This is a genomic window from Saccharopolyspora antiqui (assembly GCF_052246905.1).
In the GTDB taxonomy this organism is placed as follows: Bacteria; Actinomycetota; Actinomycetes; order Mycobacteriales; family Pseudonocardiaceae; genus Saccharopolyspora.
On record NZ_JBQQBO010000020.1, the window covers coordinates 17,360 to 37,652 of the forward strand.

The 20,293-nt window shown below is 68.9% G+C and carries 18 protein-coding genes; 11 read left to right on the forward strand and 7 right to left on the reverse strand.

Annotated elements, in window-relative coordinates; translation table 11 throughout:
• Positions 1-9 precede the first annotated feature (9 nt).
• From ACTWQN_RS27065 to infC, 4 genes are all read right to left on the reverse strand, one after another.
• Entirely contained in the window at positions 10-858 is an 849-nt protein-coding gene (locus tag ACTWQN_RS27065) for a TrmH family RNA methyltransferase (protein WP_443206499.1), read from the reverse strand.
• Positions 858-1,226 carry a 50S ribosomal protein L20 gene (gene rplT / locus ACTWQN_RS27070; RefSeq protein WP_443206399.1) on the reverse strand — a complete coding sequence of 123 codons (369 nt, stop codon included), beginning with the start codon at positions 1,224-1,226 and terminating at the stop codon, positions 858-860. The genes ACTWQN_RS27065 and rplT overlap by 1 nt, the downstream gene beginning before the upstream one ends.
• Positions 1,227-1,330: 104 nt before the next feature.
• Positions 1,331-1,525, reverse strand: a complete 195-nt coding sequence (gene rpmI, locus ACTWQN_RS27075; protein WP_443206400.1) for a 50S ribosomal protein L35 — start codon at positions 1,523-1,525, stop codon at positions 1,331-1,333.
• A gap of 110 nt (positions 1,526-1,635) precedes the next feature.
• Entirely contained in the window at positions 1,636-2,178 is a 543-nt protein-coding gene (gene infC / locus ACTWQN_RS27080) for a translation initiation factor IF-3 (RefSeq protein ID WP_443206500.1), read from the reverse strand.
• A 356-nt stretch (positions 2,179-2,534) separates the two neighbouring features.
• Here infC and ACTWQN_RS27085 point away from each other — a divergent pair, with 356 nt between their 5' ends.
• Entirely contained in the window at positions 2,535-2,864 is a 330-nt protein-coding gene (locus ACTWQN_RS27085; RefSeq protein ID WP_443206401.1) for a DUF1844 domain-containing protein, read from the forward strand.
• 77 nt (positions 2,865-2,941) lie between these two features.
• A complete protein-coding gene (locus tag ACTWQN_RS27090) occupies positions 2,942-3,580 on the forward strand; it encodes a LysE family translocator (protein WP_443206402.1) in 639 nt (212 codons plus the stop codon).
• Positions 3,581-3,660: 80 nt separating this feature from the next.
• On the opposite strand, the gene ACTWQN_RS27095 is transcribed toward ACTWQN_RS27090, so the two are convergent.
• The gene (locus ACTWQN_RS27095; protein WP_443206403.1) at positions 3,661-4,050 is read right to left on the reverse strand and encodes a RidA family protein; all 390 of its coding nucleotides are present in this window, start codon (positions 4,048-4,050) and stop codon (positions 3,661-3,663) included.
• Positions 4,050-4,817 carry an IclR family transcriptional regulator gene (locus ACTWQN_RS27100; protein ID WP_443206404.1) on the reverse strand — a complete coding sequence of 256 codons (768 nt, stop codon included), beginning with the start codon at positions 4,815-4,817 and terminating at the stop codon, positions 4,050-4,052. Before ACTWQN_RS27100 ends, ACTWQN_RS27095 begins: the two co-directional genes overlap by 1 nt.
• 70 nt (positions 4,818-4,887) lie before the next feature.
• On the opposite strand from ACTWQN_RS27100, the gene ACTWQN_RS27105 reads away from it, so the two are divergent.
• The 4 genes from ACTWQN_RS27105 (at position 4,888) to ACTWQN_RS27120 (ending at position 11,414) form a co-directional block, all read left to right on the forward strand.
• Complete coding sequence (locus tag ACTWQN_RS27105) at positions 4,888-6,228, forward strand: amino acid deaminase (RefSeq protein ID WP_443206405.1); 1,341 nt, start codon at positions 4,888-4,890, stop codon at positions 6,226-6,228.
• 125 nt (positions 6,229-6,353) lie between these two features.
• A complete protein-coding gene (locus ACTWQN_RS27110) occupies positions 6,354-7,958 on the forward strand; it encodes an N-acyl-D-amino-acid deacylase family protein (RefSeq protein ID WP_443206406.1) in 1,605 nt (534 codons plus the stop codon).
• Positions 7,959-8,237: 279 nt separating this feature from the next.
• On the forward strand, positions 8,238-9,959 hold the full coding sequence (locus tag ACTWQN_RS27115; protein WP_443206407.1) for an amidohydrolase family protein: 1,722 nt from the start codon (positions 8,238-8,240) through the stop codon (positions 9,957-9,959).
• 282 nt (positions 9,960-10,241) lie between these two features.
• Positions 10,242-11,414 carry a lactonase family protein gene (locus ACTWQN_RS27120; protein ID WP_443206408.1) on the forward strand — a complete coding sequence of 391 codons (1,173 nt, stop codon included), beginning with the start codon at positions 10,242-10,244 and terminating at the stop codon, positions 11,412-11,414.
• Here the strand turns inward: ACTWQN_RS27120 and ACTWQN_RS27125 are convergent.
• Positions 11,411-12,577, reverse strand: coding sequence for a cellulase family glycosylhydrolase (locus ACTWQN_RS27125; RefSeq protein WP_443206409.1), 1,167 nt, complete (start codon positions 12,575-12,577; stop codon positions 11,411-11,413). The two genes, ACTWQN_RS27120 and ACTWQN_RS27125, sit on opposite strands and share 4 nt — an antisense overlap.
• Positions 12,578-12,938: 361 nt before the next feature.
• Here ACTWQN_RS27125 and ACTWQN_RS27130 point away from each other — a divergent pair, with 361 nt between their 5' ends.
• From ACTWQN_RS27130 to ACTWQN_RS27150, 5 genes are all read left to right on the forward strand, one after another.
• Positions 12,939-14,225, forward strand: a complete 1,287-nt coding sequence (locus tag ACTWQN_RS27130) for an extracellular solute-binding protein (protein WP_443206410.1) — start codon at positions 12,939-12,941, stop codon at positions 14,223-14,225.
• Positions 14,226-15,107 (forward strand): carbohydrate ABC transporter permease, encoded by an 882-nt coding sequence (locus tag ACTWQN_RS27135; RefSeq protein WP_443206411.1) that lies wholly within the window; start codon positions 14,226-14,228, stop codon positions 15,105-15,107.
• Positions 15,104-15,955, forward strand: coding sequence for a carbohydrate ABC transporter permease (locus ACTWQN_RS27140; protein WP_443206412.1), 852 nt, complete (start codon positions 15,104-15,106; stop codon positions 15,953-15,955). The genes ACTWQN_RS27135 and ACTWQN_RS27140 overlap by 4 nt, the downstream gene beginning before the upstream one ends.
• A 136-nt stretch (positions 15,956-16,091) precedes the next feature.
• Positions 16,092-17,564, forward strand: a complete 1,473-nt coding sequence (locus ACTWQN_RS27145) for a beta-N-acetylhexosaminidase (protein WP_443206413.1) — start codon at positions 16,092-16,094, stop codon at positions 17,562-17,564.
• Between the two features lie 170 nt (positions 17,565-17,734).
• Entirely contained in the window at positions 17,735-20,290 is a 2,556-nt protein-coding gene (locus tag ACTWQN_RS27150) for a type 1 periplasmic-binding domain-containing protein (protein WP_443206414.1), read from the forward strand.
• The last annotated feature ends 3 nt before the right edge of the window (positions 20,291-20,293 follow it).

Genomic DNA, 20,293 nt, shown 5'->3' on the forward strand with positions numbered 1-20,293 from the left:
TCCACGCGTCTAGCGGTGCTGGGCGCGGGCGGAGGCGTAGAGGCAGACCGCTGCGGCGGTGGCCAGGTTGAGGCTTTCCGCGCGGCCGTACAGCGGCACCCGCAGGGTGGTGTCCAGCTCGGACTTGACCTGTTCGGGCAGGCCGTGCGCTTCGCCGCCGAACACCCACGCCGTGGGCGCGGTGAGTTCGCCGCGGCGGTCGGCCGTGTCGAGGTCGTCGGCGGCGTAGCCGTCAGCACCTACCAGCCGGAGCCCGGCCGCGCGGCAGGCGGCGAGCACGGTGGTGACGTCGCGGTCCCGTGCGATGGGCAGGTGGAAGAGGCTGCCGGTGGAGGCCCGCACCGCTTTGCCGTTGTAGGCGTCGACGGTGTCACCGGCGAACAGCACAGCACCGGCTCCGGCCGCATCGGCGACCCGGACCACGGTTCCGGCGTTGCCCGGATCGGCCACGTCGACCAGCACGGCGACCAGCACGGGCCGTTCGGCCAGCGCGGCAGCCAACCCGGTGTCGGGCAGGTCGCACACCGCGATCAGGCCCTGCGGGGTCACGGTCTCCGACAGCGACGCCGCGGCCCGCTCGGTCACCGGGTGCACCGGCACTGACTGCGCACCAGCCCGCGCCACGAGCTCGGCGTGCCGCGGTTGCTCGGTGGCGAACACCTCGCGCACCCGCAGCGCACCGGCGGCCTGCGCGGCCAGCGCCTCACCGACGGCCTGGGCGCCTTCGGCGAGGAAGGCCCCCGCCTTCTCCCGCCCGGCGCGGCGGGTGAGCTTGCGAGCGACCGCGACCCGGGACGATCGCTCCGTCAGCGGAGCAGTCGTCCCGGGTCGCGATGCGGCAGAGGTGCGTTCGGCGATCAGGCCGCACTCTCCGGCAGGTTCTTGCGCGCCACCTCGACCAGCGCGGCGAAGGCCTGCGGGTCGTTGACCGCGAGCTCGGCGAGGATCTTGCGGTCGACCTCGACCTCAGCGGCCTTCAGGCCGCACACGAAGCGGTTGTAGCTCATTCCGTGCTGCCGGGTCGCGGCGTTGATGCGGGTGATCCACAGCTTCCGGAAGTCACCCTTGCGGGCCCGCCGGTCGCGGTAGGCGTAGGTCATCGAGTGGAGCATCTGCTCCTTGGCCTTGCGGTACAGCCGGGAGCGCTGACCGCGGTAGCCGCGGGCCGACTCAAGAATGGTGCGGCGCTTCTTCTGGGCGTTGACTGCCCGCTTGACGCGTGCCACGGGGTCCGTCCTGTTATCTCATCGGGGGCGGGAGACCGCCCGTGCGGGTGGCTGGAACTGCGTTGCTGTCCTGCTGCGGTCCGTTCGGGGGCAGCAAGATCGACTCAGCGACCCAGCAGTCGTTTGATGCGCTTGACGTCGGCCTTGGCCACCTCTTCGGTGCCCTCAAGTCGACGGGTCACACGGCTGGACTTCTTCTCCAGGATGTGCCGACGACCGGCCTGCTCGCGCCGCAACTTGCCCGTACCGGTCACCTTGATGCGCTTCGCGGTGCCCTTGTGGGTCTTGAACTTCGGCATCTTCTCGTCCTCGTTTCGTACTGATGCCGGGCGGGGGCCGTCCCGCCCGGCGTCACATCACGAGCCCTGGCGACAGGATTGGTGCGGGACACCCGCACCCGAGCCGTGTCTTACGACGCGTTCGCCTTGGGCTTGGTCTTGTTCGTCTTGTGCGGCGCAAGAACCATGATCATGTTCCGACCGTCCTGCTTCGGGTTCGCCTCGATGAACCCCAGGTCGGAAACGTCATCTGCCAGTCGCTGCAGCAGGCGGAAGCCCAACTCGGGACGCGACTGCTCACGACCGCGGAACATGATCGTCACCTTGACCTTGTGACCCTGGTTGAGGAAGCGGGACACGTGGCCCTTCTTCGTCTCGTAGTCGTGCGGGTCGATCTTCGGCCGGAGCTTCTGCTCCTTGATGACGGTCTGCTGCTGGTTGCGACGCGATTCGCGAGCCTTCTGCGCGCTCTCGTACTTGAACTTGCCGTAGTCCATGAGCTTGCAGACCGGCGGGCGCGCCTGCGGGGCGACCTCGACAAGGTCCAGATCCGCTTCCTGGGCAAGCCGGAGCGCGTCCTCGATGCGGACGATCCCGACCTGTTCCCCGTTCGGTCCGACCAACCGGACCTCCGGAACCCGGATGCGGTCATTGATGCGCGTCTCGGAGCTGATGGGCCCTCCTCGGTTCGATGGCTGTGGCTGACTACACCGCGGCGCGTAGAGCTCACCCCGGAATGCAGAGGTCCCGCCGGTTTCCGCCTGCGCGGACCGCGGGACCCTGACTCCAAACCGATCGAACCGGTACCGCAATACCGTTCGTGCCACCGGCGGCTCACGCCGCCAGCAGGACCGGAACCCGGAAACCTGTGGCGGCTACTCGGGTGGGAGCGGGACTCCACTTTGCCGCCCCGCATACGCAGGGGCTGGTCACGCGTGTCAGGGTAGCAGGCGTGAGCGAACCGCAGCCAACCACGTCCCTGACCGACGCTTCCGAGCGCTCGGCCGGTGAACCGGCGCACGATGCAGACATGGGTTTCAACGTCCGCGAGCTCGCCGATGTTCCCAGCGTCGAGGTCATCAGCCGGGCGGCGGTCATGCTGATGTCAGCGGCTGCGGAGAAGCTCGGGCTGGCCGCCGACGACCCGGACACCGCCGCGGAACGCGACCTGGACGAGGCGCGACGGCTGATCACAGCGCTGGCCGGGCTGGTCACCGCGTCCGTCGAATACCTGGGACCGCATGCGGGCCCGATCCGCGACGGCCTGCAAACCCTGCAGCGCGCGTTCCGCGAGGCCTCGACCCACCCGGACGCACCGGGCCAGGGGCCGGGCGAGAAGTACACCGGCCCCGTCTACTGATCCGGCCGCGGCACCGCATCGAAATCCATTGGTGCTCGGTGCGCGGACTTGTCAGGCTGGCCTCGGAGGTGCGCTCAATGGTGTCCGTTGATCGGTTGCTGGTGTTCGCCACGATTTCGCTGGTGCTAATCGCAATGCCTGGGCCGAGCGTGCTGTTCGTGGTGGGCCGTGCCCTGGCTCACGGCAGGCGCATCGCGCTGACCAGCGTCGTCGGCAACGCCATCGGGTGCTATCTGGTCTGCGCCGCGGTAGCTCTGGGCCTGGGTGCTGTGGTGGCGCAGTCGGCGGTGGCGTTCACCGTGATCAAAGTCGCGGGCGCGGTGTACCTGATCTACCTGGGCATCAAGGCGCTGCGCAGCAGTCGGGCGCTGGCCGCGGAGCTGCCCGAACAGTCGCCGCCCCTCGGCAACCTGCGGACGTTGCGAGAAGGCGTCGTGGTGGGCGTGGCGAACCCGAAGACGTTCATCTTCTTCACCGCGGTGGTGCCGCAGTTCGTCGATCCCGCGCTGGGCAGCGTGTCGGTGCAGCTGCTGTTGCTCGGGCTTATCCCGATCGCCATCGCACTGGTCTCGGATAGCGCCTGGGGCCTGTTCGCGGCCACCGCTCGCGACTGGATCGCCAGCGCACCGCGTCGACTGTCGATCGTCCAGCGCGTCGGCGGTTTCGCCATGATCGGCCTGGGCCTGTCCATCGCCGTCACCGGCCGCCGCGATTGAACTCAACCCGTACGAGTGAACAGTGATGGGCACCTTTTACCAACTTAGTTGGCGAAAGGTGCCCTTCACCTCGCCGAAGATCAGTCGCCGAGGACGGCGAGGGCGTCGATTTCGACGAGGAGGCCTGCGGGTAGGCCGACGTAGACGGTGGTGCGGGCTGGGAATGGTTCGCCGATCACGCGGGCGTAGGTGTCGTTCATCTCCGCGAAGTGCGCGGTGTCGGTGAGGTACACCCGCAGCATCAGCACGTCGTCCAGGGAGCCGCCCTCGGCCGCCAGGATCGCGATGACGTTGCGCAGCACCTGCTCGGTCTGCTCCGCGACGCCGCCCGCCACCACCGCGCCGGTCGCCGGGTCCACGGCCGTCTGGCCCGCGACCTGCAGGATGTTGCCCTTGCGGATGCCCTGCGACAGCGGGATGTTCGCGGGCGGTTTCGGGGCCTTGTCGGTGCTGACCACGGTCCTGGCCATCAGACTTCCTTTCGTTGCGGGGTTTCCGGCTGCCACCCCAGTTCGGCGGATACCGCACCGGCGGCGCGCAGCACGTCGTCGACGAGCCGCAGCAGCCCGTCGAAGTCCAGCAGTACCTTGGGCACCGACAGGGACATGGCCGCGACGACTTCGCCGCGGTGGTTGCGGATCGGTGCTCCGACGCAGTGGATGAAGTCCTCGTGTTCGCCGCGGTCGACCGCGTAGCCCTGGACGCGCGCCCGGTCCAGTTCGGCCAGGAACCGCTCGGCGGAGTCGATCGTGTTGGCGGTCAGCTCGGGATAGCTGAGCTGTTGCGCGAACTGGCGGCGCTGGCGTGACGGCAGTTCGGCGACCAGCGCCTTGCCGACTGCCGTGCAGTGCACCGGCGCGCGGCGGCCGATCCGGGAGTACATCCGCACCGGATGCTTGCTGTCCACCTTGTCGATGTACACGACCTGGTCGTCCTCCAGGGTCGCCAGGTGCACGGTGTGCCCGCTGATCTCCCCCAGCTCGACCAGGTGCGGCCGGGCCACGCCCCGCACGTCGAGATCCTCCAGGGCCTGGTGCGCCAGGTCGAACAGGGCGCTGCCGAGGCGGTAGTGGTGCACGTCCTCGCGGCGCACGAAGCGGCCCGCTTCGAGGGTGCGCAGCAGGCGCATCGCGGTGGATTTGTGCACGCCCAAGCGCTGGGCGAGTTGGTCGAGCGTCTGCGGTCCGGCGGCCAGCGCGGTCAGCACGATCAGACCGCGTTCCAAGCTCTGACTCACCGGCGGCTCCGTCCGTTGACGCGCTGCGACGCTCGATGGTACTTAACCTAGCGAGCACGCTACGCAATAAATGTTGCATTTTACGCAATTGGAGGCCTTGGTGTCGGCGCTGGGGATCAATACCGCGGCGGTGCGCTCGCTGCACGACGAGCGCATCGACTGGCGTTTCAAAGGCATGCCGTCCGATGCCTTCGGCAGCACCGTCGGTGACTTCCTCAAGCAGCGCCCGACGCTGTTCGACGCGGGTTTCGTCGGCCCGCTGCTGGTGCTCGACGATGCCGCGCTGCGGCACAACCTGCGGACCATGGCGGACTGGTGCGCCGCGCACGGCCTGCAACTCGCGCCGCACGGCAAGACGACGATGGCCCCTCGGTTGTTCGAACGGCAGCTGGAGCACGGCTGTTGGGGCATCACCGCGGCCAACACCAGCCAGCTGCGGGTGTACCGCGCGTTCGGCGTCGCGCGGATCCTGCTGGCCAACCAGCTGGTGGACCCCAACGGGTTGGCGTGGCTGGCCGACGAGCTCGACGCCGACCCGCAGTTCTCCTTCAGCTGCTTCGCGGACTCGGTGCGCGGGGTGCAGCTGATGGCCGAGGCACTGGCCCGGCACGGCGCGTCCCGGCAGATCGACGTGCTGGTCGAGCTCGGCAACGACGGCGCCCGAACCGGTGCGCGCACGACCGCTGAGGCCCGCGAGATCGCCGACGCCGTGCTGCACAGCCCGATGCTGCGGCTGGTCGGGGTCGGCGGCTACGAGGGCGCGGTGGCGCGCGATGTCAGCGAGCGGGCGATTTCCACTGTGGACGATTATCTGCGGCGGTTGCGGGAACTGGTCGCGGAACTGGCCGAGGCCGGGCACTTCTCGGGGCTGGACGAAGTGATCGTCACCTGCGGCGGCAGCGCGTACTTCGACCAGGTCGCCGAGGCCTTCGTCGAGCCGTGGCCAGCCGGGTTGCCGGTCGTGCCGGTGCTGCGCAGCGGCGGATACCTGCTGCACGACGACGGTTTCTACCGGGTCCGCTCGCCCTTCAGCCGGGAGCACCGGCTGGCCGGTTCGGAGCCACCGTTCCAGCCAGCGATGCGGATGTGGGCGCAGGTCACCTCGCGGCCCGAACCGAGCCTGGCACTGCTGACCATGGGCCGCCGGGACGTCTCCTTCGACCAGGATCTGCCGGAACCGCAGGTGATCCGGGGGGCTGACGGCACCATCCGGGAGTTGGCCGCCGGTTCCTGCCAGGTGACGTCGCTGGCCGACCAGCACGCGTTCCTGACCGTGCGGGACGCCGATCCGCAGATCGGCGACTGGATGGGCTTCGGCCTTTCCCACCCCTGCACGGTGTTCGACAAGTGGCCCCTGATCCCGGTGGTCGACGGCGACGCGGTGATCGACCTGGTGCGCACCTTCTTCTAGCCCGAACCCGCGCGTCGAGGCGGTCTCGACACCCAGCAGGGTGGTGAGTGAAGGGCACCTTTGACCGGCATAGTCGGCCAAAGGTGCCCTTCACCTCGAAACGATCACACCGGGGAGGGTTCGGGATGGACTTGGTGGTGCGTGGGGGTTTGATTGTTGATGGGGATGGGGGTCCTGGGTATCGGGCTGATGTTGGGGTTGTTCGGGGGCGCATCGGCCAGATCGCTGGGGCTGGGCGGTTGGTGGGACGACGGGTGATCGAGGCCGATGGTCTTGTGGTGGCGCCTGGGTTCATCGACATGCACGCGCACTCCGACCTGCAGGTCCTGGCCGAGCCCGAGCACACCGCGAAGGTGTCGCAGGGCGTGACGCTGGAGGTCATCGGCCAGGACGGGCTGTCCTACGCGCCGGTGGACGACGCCACGCTGGCCACGCTGCGCACCCAACTCGCGGGCTGGAACGACGACCCGCCGGGCTTCGACTGGAACTGGCGCAGCGTTGCCGAATACCTCGACCGGCTCGACGGCGGTATCGCCGCCAACGCCGCTTACCTGGTGCCGCAGGGCACTCTTCGACTGCTCTGCGTGGGTTACGAGGACCGGCGGGCGACGGATGCCGAGCTCGACCGGATGCGCGAGGTGCTGGCGCGGTCGCTGGACGAAGGCGCCTTCGGCATGTCCTCCGGGCTGACCTACACCCCCGGCATGTACGCCGACACCGGTGAGCTCGCCGCGCTCTGCGCGGTGGTCGCCGCGCGCGGCGGGTATTACAGCCCGCACCACCGCAGCTACGGCGCTGGTGCGCTGGCGGCGTACGCGGAGATGATCGAGGTCAGCAGAACCTCCGGCTGCCCGCTGCACCTGGCGCACGCCACCATGAACTTCAACGTCAACCGGGGCAGGGCCGTGGATCTGCTGTCCATGTTGGACACCGCGTTGGCGGGGGGCTGCGACATCACCTTGGACACCTATCCGTACCTGCCGGGTAGCACCTCGCTGCACGCGCTACTGCCCAGTTGGGCGATGGCAGGTGGGGTGGCAGCCACCCTGGGGCGCTTGCGGGATCCGGCACAGCGCAGCCGAATTCGCGCTGTCATGGAAGAAGAGGGGTCCGACGGCTGCCACGGCGTGCCGGTCGACTGGGACACCATCGAGATCAACGGGGTGCGGCGGCCCGACAACGCTCACCTGGTGGGCCGCAGCGTCGCCGAATCCGCCCGCGCCGCCGGACGGCAGCCGACCGAGTTCTACTTCGACGTGCTGGTGTCCGAAGAGCTCGGCAGCTCGTGCCTGATGCACATCGGTCACGAGGACAACGTGCGGGCCATCATGCGCCACCGGACGCACACCGCAGGCAGCGACGGATTGCTGGTCGGCAACCGACCGCATCCGCGCGCGTGGGGCACTTTTCCCCGTTATCTGGGGCATTACGTGCGCGAACTCGGGGTCCTCGGGCTGGCGGAGTGCGTCCAGCACATGACCGCTCGCGCGGCCGACCGGCTGGGCCTGACCGATCGAGGCCGGATTCGCCCGGGATTCGCCGCCGACCTGGTGCTATTCGACCCGGACACCGTCGCCGACACCGCGACGTTCGACCAGCCCCGCCAGCAGCCCGCAGGCATCCCTTACGTCCTGGTCAACGGCGTGCCGGTGATCGACGAAGGCCGCCGCACCGACGCGCTACCGGGCCACGCACTGCGCAAACCCACCCGCGATCCCCGACGGCCCTGAATGGCCGGGCTCCGATCCGACGGCTACGAACCCATTCGGATGAGGGGTGAGGGGCACCCGTGACCAAGTAACTGGGTCACGGGTGCCCCTCACCCTCGTCGATTTGTGGTGCACCGACGTGCGGTCCGCTCCGTCGCGGGTGTGCGATCACGACCGCTGGTCGGGCGAATGTCGTATCCGGTGCAGGGCCGGATGGCTTGCTGGTGTGTTCGGAACGTCCGTAATCTGCCAGAGATCGACAATCGAAGAACGGGTTCACCGACGTCGAGGAGTGTCCACATGGACCTGAGCAGACGGTCGTTGCTGCGATCCGCTGGTGCCGCAGCCGGTTTGGTGGGACTGACGCCGAAGTTGGCCAACGCGAGCGCGCTGGTGCCAGCGGATTCGCCCACTCCACCCCGCGGTCCGGGAGAAGGCCAGGGCCCGTTCGAGAAACTCGTGATCCGCGGGGTCAACGTGATCGTCGGGACCGGTGGCGCGGTGCGCGGGCCGGTGGACGTCGTCATCCACGGCAACCGGATCCAGCAGATCATCCCGGCGGGTGCACCGTCGCAGGCGTTGGCACCGGACCGGCCGCCGCACGATGCCGAGCACGAGATCGACGCGACGGGCATGTGGCTGCTGCCCGGTCTGGTCGACGAGCACACCCACACCGGGACGGGCGATACCCCGAGGACGTACGCGTACAAGTTGTGGCTGGGTCACGGCGTCACGACCGTTCGGGGCGTTTCCCTCGCAGACAACGACGATGCCGTTTCGGACCAGCAGCGCAGCGAGCGCAACGAGATCGTGGCGCCGCGCATCGTCAACTACCAGACGCCGGGCAGTGGTTGGGCCGACGGCCCGGTCGATTCGCCGGATGAGGCGCGTCGCTGGGTGGCGTGGGCCGCTGGGCACGGCGTCAACGGGATCAAGTTCTTCGGCGAAGGGCCCTACGGACGCCCGGAGATCGAGGCCGCGATCACCGCCGCCGGGCAGCACGGGTTGGGCACCACCATGCACCACTCGCCGCCGATCTACCCGCAGCTCAACGCGCTGGAAACCGGTCGGCTGGGCCTCGGCACGGTGACGCACTTCTACGGCCACTTCGAGGCGCTGCTCAAGGAAGGCCGGGAGCACCCCAAACCACCGGGCTACGACTACGAGAACGAGGCGTCCCGCTGGCGCGCGGTGGCCGAGGTCATCAACTACACCTTCCCACCGGGCTCACCCCAGTGGCGGTCCTACCTGGCGGAGCAACTGGACAACGGCGTGACGTTCGGCCCCACCTTCGGCGTCTACTTGGCCGGGCGCGACCTGCTGCGGGTCCGCGGTCTGGAGTGGCATCCGCGTTTCGCGCTGCCGTCGCTGTGGAACTTCTGGGAGCCCAGCCCCGAGGCGCACGGTTCGTTCTACTACGACTGGCGGACCGAGGACGAGGTGAGCTGGAAGCGCTTCTACCAGCAGTACATGCAGCTCATCCACGACTACAAGTCGATCGGTGGCCGCATCGCAGGCGGCACCGATCCGGGCTTCATCTACAACCTCTACGGGTTCGCCAACATCAACGAGCTGGAGATGCTGCGCGAAGCGGGCCTGACGCCGCTGGAAGCGATCGAGGCGATGACCTACAACACCGCGTTGACGCTGGCCGAGCCCACCGGGGCGAAGCCGGAGTTCGGTCTGGTCGAGGAGGGGCTGCTGGCGGATCTGGCCATCGTCGGCGCGAACCCGCTGGAGGACCTGAAAACGCTGTACGGCACCGGCACGCCCCGGCTCGACGCGGAGACCGGCGACATCGCCCGCATCGGCGGCGTGCAGTGGACGATCCGCAACGGCATCGTCTACGACGCGAAGCGGCTGTTGGCCGATGTCGCGGAGATGGTGCAGGCGCAGCAGGCCGCCGGTTACTGCCGGGACGTCGATCCCGACTGGAGCACGGCGGGTCCCTGCGGCGGCAGCCGAGGCGCCGACATCGCACCCGCCGCCAAGCCCGCGCAGCGGGCGGCCGCGCTGCGCTGAGCCGCCTGCTCGGCGGAGTTGGCGATTTAGCGAGCAAAATCCGCCTCTTCCGGTGGGGAGCGGGTGGGGTGTTCGCGCGAAATCGCCCGTCCTTCCCCGAACAAGCGTGGCCGCCGGGCAAGTGCCATGCGGCCACCTCGAAAGCGAGGGTCGGACGGCACGTCCGAGACGAGTACGGCAGGTCCGGAGGTGAGCACCGAGCACTAGGCCATTTTGGTCTAGTCCACTTCAGCGCGATGCGGCAGACTGTCCCGCGATCATCCACCGAACAGGGAGAACATCGTGCGGGACAACGGAATGCCGCGTCGCCGCTTCCTCGGCGCGGTCGGCGCGGTCGGCGTCGCCGGTGCGGCTGGTGCGATCACCACGACGAGCGCCGCCTGCGCGGCCACCCCGGCGACCCCAGCGGCCGCGCCGCAGCCAGCCGCGCCCGCGACGGGCCACCAGGCGGGCCTGATGACGCTCATCGGCAGCTACACCTCCGCCACCCCACCCGGTCGGGGTCTGGAGGTCGCGATCCGCAACGAGGCGGGCGTGCTGGAACCGTCCGGAGTCGTCGACGGAGTGCCCGACGCGTCGTTCTTCGCCTGGTCACCGGACCACCGGTACCTCTACGTCACCAACGAACTGCCGCAGGGCACCATCACCGCGGTGGACCTCTCCGGTCACCACCCGGTGGTGCTGGGCAGCCAGCCCAGCGGTGGCGCGGGTCCAACGCACCTCACCGTGCACCCCGGCGGCGAGTTCCTGTTCACCGCCAACTACACCGACGGCACGGTCGCCGCGCACCGGCGCAACGCCGACGGCAGCATCGGCGAATCCACCGACCTCATCAAGCATCCCGGTGCCGAACCGCACGCCCACCAGGTGCTGGTCGATCCCACCAAGAAGTGGGTGGTGGCCGTCGACCTCGGTGCCGACGCGGTGTTCGTCTACGCCTTCGACCCGGCCACCGGCAAGCTCACCCAGCACCAGCACCTGGAACTACCCGCGGGCACCGGACCGAGGCACCTGGCCTTCAACTACACCCGCGCGTACCTGCTCGCCGAGCTGAACTCCACGATCACCGTGCTGGACTGGGACCCGGAAGCCGGGCAGTTCACCCCCGGGCAGGTGCTCAGCAGCCGCGCACCCGATGCGACCGGCGAGAACTTCCCCGCCGAGATCGCGGTGTCCCGCGACGCCAAGTTCGTCTACGCCGCCAACCGGGGCGACGACGACATCGCCACCTTCACCACCGACGACGCGGGCCTGACCTTCCAGGCCACCACACCCACCGGCGGCAGCTGGCCCCGCCACTTCACCCTCGACCCGGAGGAAACCTCGCTGTACGTGGCCAACCAGCGCGCAGGCGCCATCACCCGCCTGGCCCGCGACCCCAACACCGGCGCCCTGACCCAAACCCAAGACCGCTACGACTGCCCCTCGGTCGCAGCCCTAACCTTCCACGGCTAACCCCAAGATTTTTCCTTCTTCCTCCGAGTGTCGCTCGGATGGGTGGGTTGGCAGAGGAGGGCGTCGGGGGCTTTGGGTGGGGAGTCCGCGCGGGCGCTCCAGGCCACGCCGGTGATGTATTCGTCGTTGGCGCACTGTCCCTTGTGGTGGCCGGGGGCGAATTCGCCGCCGTGCGGCTCCGGTGGGCGGGCATCGGTGCGGTCGAACCAGACGGTGCGGGCGGTGGTTCCGGTTGGATCGCTGCGCTTGGCGCACAGCATGGACGACAGGTCCGCGCCGCGGGTGGCGTAGCCGATGACGAAGGAGTCCGGTGGGCACTGGAACTTCGTGAAGCCCGGTGCCCAGTCGTCGGTCACGTGCCGCTCGTCGCGGACCACTTCGTAGCCCGCATCCCGCTGACCGGCGCCGCCGGTGCTGCTGCACAGGCCGCGCGAGCCCGTGTGGCTCAGCCCGATCAGGCGTTGCCCGTCCGGGCAGGCCGTCTTGCGGGCGCCCGAATTCCAGTCCGGTTCGCCGCGCATCCGGGCCGACTGGACGAGATCGCCGTGATCAACGCTCAGCATCCACCACGTGCCGGCGGGCCGGGCGGCACCGGTCGGCGCGTTCGCCAGCCGGTGCCAGGCCGACGCCCGCCAGTCGTCGCCGTCATCGACGAACATGCGGTTGCCCGCCGCGTCCCAGTGCACCAGGCCCCAGCCGTTGCCCTGGTGGTTCTGGTGCCAGCCGACCAGCGGCCAGTAGGCGAAGTCGGTGTCGCCTGCGATCAGGAAATCGACGAAATCGTTGAACCACGCCCGGACCTTCGGGTCCTGCTCGTCCCGGCCGCGCTCGTTGCCGTCGATTCCGCAGCACCAGCGGGTCGTGTTGGTGTGGTTGTTCAGGATTACCGCGAACCCGCTGTCGGTGAGTGCGGCGACGGCCGCGTCGTACACCTGCAACCGGGTTTTGCCGCGCAACTCCGGGTTCGCGGCCACCGCCGCGTCCGGCACGATCGCCGCGTCGTGGATCATCTCGTTGGAGAACGGCAGCCGGATGCTGTTGAGCCCGAGTTCCTGGAAGCTCCGGACGATTTCGCGCATCGGGGCCCGGTCCAGCCCGAGCGGGATGCCGCTGCTGTTCTCACCGCGACGATCTGTGAAATCAACGATTTTCCCGTTCTTCACGCCAAAAACCTAGATCCCGAGCGGGTCGGCGCGGTGCAGCGACACGATCTCATCCGAGCGAAGATTGGTTCAGACCTTGCCATCGAGCGACGTGATCCATACCATCCGATTGCTCAGTGCCCTGTCTCTGATCTTGTGCTGAGAAGTGGCTCAGCCGCTTGGCCCACGCCCGCGGTCAGCACGGCCGCGGGTGCTCAGTCGTCGTCCCGTGCGGACCGCCCCGACGTGATGGATCGGTGACACGTCATGCCGGGGTTCGGCGCAGCTGGACTGCGACTCCCGCAGGGGCCACGCAGCACGAGCACCGGGACGGGCTCGCAGCGCAACAACGGGAACTGCGGACAGTGCAACGGAGAACGCCATGCGGGCATGGAAAGCCATCACCGTCGCGGCCATCGGCGCGTTACTGGCGGCCTGCGGTCCTCCGCAGGTCCAGCAGACCGCGCCCGCCGAGGACGAACGGACCGGCACGCTGCGGGTCTGGCTGTTCGACGAGGCCAACCGCGGCCCGAAGCAGGCCACTGTGGACGAGGCGGTCGCCCGCTTCGAGGCCGAGCACCAGGGCGTGCAGGTCGACGTGCAGTACATCGCGGTGGACACCCGTGCGCAGCGGTTCACCGGCGCGTTCAACGACCCGGCCAGCGCCCCGGACGTCGCCGAGTTCGGCAACACCGACCTGGCCGGATACGTCGCCGCCGGTGGCCTGGCGGACCTCACCGGCAACCTCCCGCAGTGGCCGGAATCCGCCGACCTGAACACATCGGTGCTGGACACCGCGAAGGTCGACGGCAAGGTCTACGGCGTGCCCTGGTACACCGGCATTCGGGCGCTGTACTACCGCACCGACGTCTTCGCCGAACTCGGCCTGCAACCGCCCCGCACGATCGCGGAACTCGCGGACACCGCGCAGCGGATCCGCGCCGCCCGCCCCGATCTGTACGGCATCGCCGTCGGCGGCAAGTACCACTACGCGCTGATGCCGTTCATCTGGGCCGCGGGCGGCGACCTGGCCCGCCGCGAGGGCGACCGGTGGGTCTCCACTGTGGACCAGCCCGCCGCCCGCCAGGGCGTCGCCACCTACGCCTCGCTGATCAGCGGCGGAGCCTGCCCGCGCGAGCAGTGCGCGGACCTGACCGGCAGCCAGAGCGTGCAGGCGTTCGCCTCCGGCAAGGCCGCGATGACCATCGGCGGCGACTTCAACCGCGCCGCGGTCAACGCCGGTGCGGCTGCCGGGAAGTACGCCGTCGTGCCGCTGCCCGGCGACACCGCGGGCTCGCTGGCGCCGGCTTTCGCGGGCGGCAACATGCTCGGCGTCCTGAAGTCCTCGAAGCGCGCGACGCTGTCCCGGGAGTTCGTGCAACTGCTCGCGGGCAAGGAGTACCAGCGCAAGATGTACGCCGCGATGGGCAACCTGCCGACGTTCACCGATGTGCAGCAGGAACTCGCGGCCGGTGACCCGGCGGTCGCGCCCTTCGTGGCGACGCTGCAGGCTGGAACCCGCTTCGTGCCGACCTCGGCCGCGTGGTCGGAGATCGACGCGCAGGGCGTGCTGCCGACGATGGTGCAGCAGATCATCACCGGCACCAGCGTGGAAGCGGCCACCAGCGGCGCGGCCGAGCAGATGAACACCGCCTTCGAAGGCCGCTGAATGGCCGCCCTGCTCTACCTGGCACCGGCCGGGCTGCTGCTCGTCGGCATGATGGGCTACCCGCTCTACCAGCTGGTGCAGATCTCGCTCTACGAGTACGGCCAGGCGCAGGCTTCCGGTGGCGCGCCGCTGGAATTCCTCGGCGCGGGCAACTACCTGGCACTGCTCGGCGACGACCGGTTCTGGACGATCCTGCTGCAGACCTGCGTCTTCGCCCTGGTGTGCGTGGTGGGCAGCCTGGCGGTCGGCATCGCGCTGGCGGTGCTGGCCACCAGGATCAGCCCGCTGCCCCGGATGCTGTTGTTCCTGGCCGCGATGGGCGCTTGGGCGACCCCGGCGGTGGCCGGTTCGACGGTCTGGCTGTTCCTGTTCGACCAGGACTTCGGGCTGGTCAACGAGGTGCTGACCGGTGTCGGGGTGGACGGCGCGGTGGGTTTCTCGTGGACCTACGACCGGTTCGTGGCCTTCGGGCTGGTAGCCGCCGAGGTGATCTGGTGCTCGTTCCCGTTCGTGTTGGTCACCACCTATGCCGGGCTGAGCGGGATTCCCGGCGAGATGGTGGAGGCCGCCGCGCTGGACGGGGCGTCGGTGTGGCGGACCGCGCGCAGCGTGCTGTTGCCGATGCTGCGCCCGGTCCTGGTGATCGCCACCATCCAGTCGATCATCTGGGACTTCAAGATCTTCACCCAGATCTACGTGATGACCAACGGCGGTGGCGTTGCCGGGCAGAACATGGTGCTCAACGTCTACGCCTACCAGGAGGCGTTCGCCGGGTCGAACTACGGGCTCGGCTCGGCCATCGGCGTGGTGATGACCGTGCTGCTCATGCTGATCACGTTGGGCTACCTGCGGGCCCAGCGGAGGGGCGAGGCGTTGGGATGAGTGCGTTGCGCAAGCCGCGGCTGCTCGCCGCGAACGCGGTTGCCGTGCTGATCGCCGTGGTGGTGGCCTTCCCGCTGTACTGGATGGTGTTGTCGGCGTTCAAGCCGGAAGGCGAACTGCAGACAACCGATCCCCGCCCGTGGACGTTCGCCCCGACCCTGGGCGGCTTCCGCCGGGTGTTCACAGTGGACGGACTGGGCGGGTACTTCGTCAACAGCCTGCTGGTGGCCGGTGCGGTCGTGCTGCTGTCGCTGCTGATGTCGTTCCTCGCCGCGGTCGCGCTCACCAGGTTCCGGTTCCGCGGCCGGGTCGTGCTGCTGCTGATGTTGCTGGTGGCGCAGATGGTTCCGGTGGAGGCGCTGACGATTCCGCTGTTCTTCCTGATGCGCGAGGTCGGTTCGGTCGCCCCGGTGTTCGGGCTCAACCACCTCGGCTCGCTGGTGCTGGTGCACCTCGCCTTCAGCCTGCCGCTGGCGATCTGGATGCTGCGCGGGTTCGTCGCCGCGGTGCCGGTCGAGTTGGAGGAAGCCGCCACGCTGGATGGCGCCAGCCGCACCCGGTTCGTCTGGCAGGTGCTGTTCCCGCTGGTGGCACCCGGTCTGGTGGCCACCAGCGTGCTGTCGTTCATCCACGCCTGGAACGACTTCCTGTTCGCCAAGACGTTCATCATCTCGGCGACGGAGAACCAGACGCTGCCGATGGCGATCCTGGTGTTCTTCACCCCGGAGGGCAACGATTGGGGGGCCATCATGGCGGGGTCCACGCTGATGACGATCCCGGTGCTCATCTTCTTCGTCGTGGTGCAGCGGCGCCTGGTGTCCGGGCTGGCCGGGGCGGTGAAGGGATGAGTAGCCCGGTGTCAACCCCAGTACTCCTCAACCGCACCTCAGGGGACCGTGACGCAAGCCAGCCACGAGAAACCGCGAAACGCGAGATTGAGCCGGACGCCACCACCACTGTGAATCGCGGAGAGGCGGAACTGGCATGAGCTGGGACTCGCTGGTGCCGCGCCCGTCGCTGGTGGTGCCCGCGACCGGGGTGCTCGAACTCGACCAGGGCACCACGGTCGGCGGCGAACCCACCACGGCGGACTGGTTCCGGCAGCACGTCGGTGCGGCCATCGGGCTGCCGCTGCCGGACGCGGCGCGGCCGACGATCGAGTTCCGCACCGACCGCACGGAGTCGGTGCCCGGCGGCTACCGCGCGGAAATCCGCCCGGACGGGGTGGAAGTCGTCGCGCACGACGCGGCCGGTGCGCACCACGCCGCGCAGACCCTGCGGCAACTGCTCGACCCGGCCGCGTACCGGTCCGCGCCTATCCACTATGGACGGTGCCTGCTGCCGTGCGGCCGGATCGAGGACCGGCCGCGGTTCGGCTGGCGCGGCTGCCACCTGGACGTGGCCCGGCACTTCCTGCCCAAGCGCGAGGTGCTCCGGTTCATCGAACTCCTGGCGATGCACAAGCTCAACATCCTGCACCTGCACCTGACCGACGATCAGGGTTGGCGCGTCGAGGTCCCCCGGTTCCCCGAACTGACCCGCGTGGGCTCCTGGCGGCGGCGGTCGATGGTCGGACGCGGTGAGCCGCCCGAGTTCGACGACCGCCCGCACGGCGGCTACTACACCGTCGAGGACCTGCGGGAGATCGTCGGCCACGCGGCCCGGCACCACGTCACCGTGGTACCGGAGGTCGACGTGCCCGGTCACAGCCAGGCCGCCATCGCCGCCTACCCGGAGCTCGGCACCGGCACGCGCCCGCAGGTCTGGGATTCCTGGGGGGTCAGCGCCGAGATCCTCAACACCGATCCGTCCACATTGGAGTTCTACCGCGCCGTCCTGGACCACCTGATGGACGTCTTCCCATCCCAGGTGATCTGCGTCGGTGGCGACGAGGTCCCCGGCGCGACCCCAGCGCACGGCCGGTTCCTGCGTTCCCTCATCGAGCACATCCAGGCACGCGGCCGACGGGCCTCCGGCTGGGACGAGATCCTGGATTCGGTGGATCCGCTGCCACCGGAGACCATCGTCGCGGTCTGGCGCGACGAACGAATCGCGATCCGCGCCGCCGGGCACGACGTGGTGCTCTGCCCCGAACGGCGCCTCTACTTCGACCACCGGCAAGCCGACCACCCCGACGAGCCGATCCCGGTCGGCTACCTGACCACGCTCGAAGACGTCTACGCCTACGAACCGTCGACCGAGCACGTGCTCGGCTTACAGGCGCAGGTCTGGACCGAACAGCTCGACACGCCCCGCCGCGTGGACTACGCGGCTTTCCCCCGGCTCACCGCGTTCGCCGAGACCGCCTGGACCAGCGACCGCGACCTCCCCGACTTCCGGCGCCGCCTGGTCGAACACCACCTACCGCGCCTGGACGCCCTCGGCGTCGAATACCGGCCCCTCGGCGGCCCCCACCCCTGGCAAACCCGCCCGGGGGTGGCAGGAAGACCGAGGTGAAGCACCGAGTCGCGTTTCATCGACGATGCGCGCCTGCCCAGGTGGTCCCGGTCGGCTGAGGGGCGTAACGATGTGCTGCTGCGGCGGGCGAGTTGGTCGAACCTGGTTCGAAACCTCGCTCAGGCCGGTAACGTCACCTCGAATGATCGATTGGTGGCAAGGGGTGTTCGATGACGGAAGCGCCGGTGAGTCAGGGAACACCTGTCTCGCAGCTCCCATCGCGTCTCGGGGAGCGGTGGATCAGACGCCGCCGCGTCGAGAAGATCCCGGACCACCCGATCGTCCACCTGCTGCGGGAAAATGACGCAGCCACGTTGATCGACCAGCTATCCGACCACCTCGGCACCGTCGTGCCGCACGTCGTGCTGGACGTCGGGAGCGCCCCTGCCGAAGCCCAACGGCAGAAGTCGGTGCAGATCCGCACCCTCCTCGACGAAGCGGCACGCGGGTTGCGGGAGGCGAACTCCTGGCCGCGCATCGGTCGACTGCGCTTCCGCCGGTACGCGCTGTTGAGCTGGCTGCTGAAGAAGAACCTGTCGCCGACCAACCTGACCCACGCCCCCAACGCGAACACCAGGCAGCTGCTGCGCGAATACCTCAGCAGCCGCCGCCCCAGGCGCGCCAAGCAGCAGTCCCAACACCAGGCCGCGACCTGGGAGTCGGCCGCGCAGAACCTGCCCTGGTACCTGTTCGTGCTGTCGTTGGCGTTCTTCCCGCTGTACTACGCGTGGTGGGTGCGCCGGGGACGCGTCACGCGCTGGTTCATGCGGCAGCGCTACCTCTCGCCCCGCGAGTCAGCGGACTTCCCCAGCTTCGCGCAACGCCTGATCTCCACGCCCTCGCGCTGGGAGAACGCCGAGCAGGTGCGGAAGCTCCTGGTGCACGCGTTCTTGACGGACCTCGCCGACGCCTACGCCAGGCGGCTGTGGCGGTGGCGGTGGGTGCCCAAGGACTGCTATCCCGTGCTGCTGCTGCGCAATCTGGGCGACGGAACCGTCGGCAAGGTGCTGATCCGGCTGTTCAACGACGTGCGCAACGAAACCGGCACGCCGGATCCGCTGCTCATCATCAGCAGCGGCGAGCAGCCCCTGCAGGACGACGAGGCGCCGAGCGTACCGATCAACCTCGACAACTGGCCGCAGAAGCTGCAGGAGGCCCGGCGCAAGCGCTCGAACACCGCCTGGTACGTGACGTTGCGGGTGGCCGACGAACCGGCTGTTGTGGATGACGAACCCGGACATGCATTGGGCCTGACGAATCTGCCGCTGAAGCACTCCAGAATGCTGCGGCGGGTGCCGATCCTGTTGGTAATCCTGCTGGTCCTCGGCGGTACCGGTGGTTACCTCCAGCAGTACTACCACCACTGCGGTCGGAGTTGGTGGCCATGGACCAACACCGATCTGTGGTCGGTCGGGGACGAGTGCGTCGGGATCGCCGATTCGGATTTCCAGTTCTCCAGCGACATCGCGGACGACGGCCTGCGCGAACGGCTGACCAACGCGCAGCGCCGGATCGCCGAGGAGAACACCGCGGCCAAGGACAAGAGCGACCTCGACGACACGATGCCCTACGTCACGATCGTCTACTTCAGCACCCTGACCGGCCGGGATCCCGACTCCTCCACGCTGGACGGCGTCGCGGCGGAGTTGGAGGGACTGGCCCAAGCGCAGGCCAAGGCGCGGCTGGACGGCGGCGTCGCGATCCGGGTCGTGCTCGCCAACGGCGGCGCGACCATGAAGCAGAGCGAACGGGTGGCCGATCGGATCGTCGAATTCGCCGCCCGCCCTTCCGAAGCCCCGGTGGTGGCGGTCGTCGGGCTCGGCGGCAGTTGGGGTGAGACCGGCAGGTCGATCAGCGAGTTGGGGCGCAACGGGCTGACAACGGTGGGCACCGTGACCTCGGCCGATGATTTTCCCAACCTGAGCAAGCTCTACCACCAGGTCGGACCGACCAATGCGTGGGAGGCCGAGGTCGTCGCGCAGCACGTGCGGAACCTGAAACAGGACGGCAACGGCCAGCCGCGCCCGCCCCAGACCGTCACCGTCTACTACAGCGGCGGGGACATCTACAGCGCGAACCTGGCCATGGACATCCAGCGGGCCCTGGGGAATTCGACTCTGGGGAATTCGATTCAGGGGAATTCGGTCCAGATGAAGGACTTCCGGGACTCCATCCCGGTGGATTCCGTGCAGTGCGGCCCGGAATCGCTGGCGTTCTTCGCCGGACGGGCCGACCGGTTCGGCAACTACCTGAGCGCGGTGCGGGACAAGTGCGTCAGCGTGGACAACTACCCGCACCTGATGGCCGGGGACGACACGACGAAGTTCCTGCTGGACCGCCAACTGCCCGACGACGTCGTGCTGGACTACGTCGACTTCACCGGCGTCCGGGAGCAGCAGAGCACCGACGGCCTGGTGGGGCGGGCGATGCTCGCCTTCGACGCCGTCGACGTCGTCCGGCAGGCGGTGCGGAAAGTCGTCGACGGGCAGGCTGAGCTCGGGACCACGCCGTTGAACGGCCAGGCCGTCTGGTACGGGATCGCCCGGCTCAGCGAGGACGACGCCGTCATCGGCGGGATCAGCGGCCGCATCGACTACGACTCGGAGAACGGGCAGGTCCCGGAGCGCAAGGCGATCGCGGTGGTGCGCATCGTCGGCGGCCAGGCGAATACCCAGGTCAGAATGTACTGCGGGAACGTCCAGCAGCAGATCGGTCCCTGCCCGTGACGG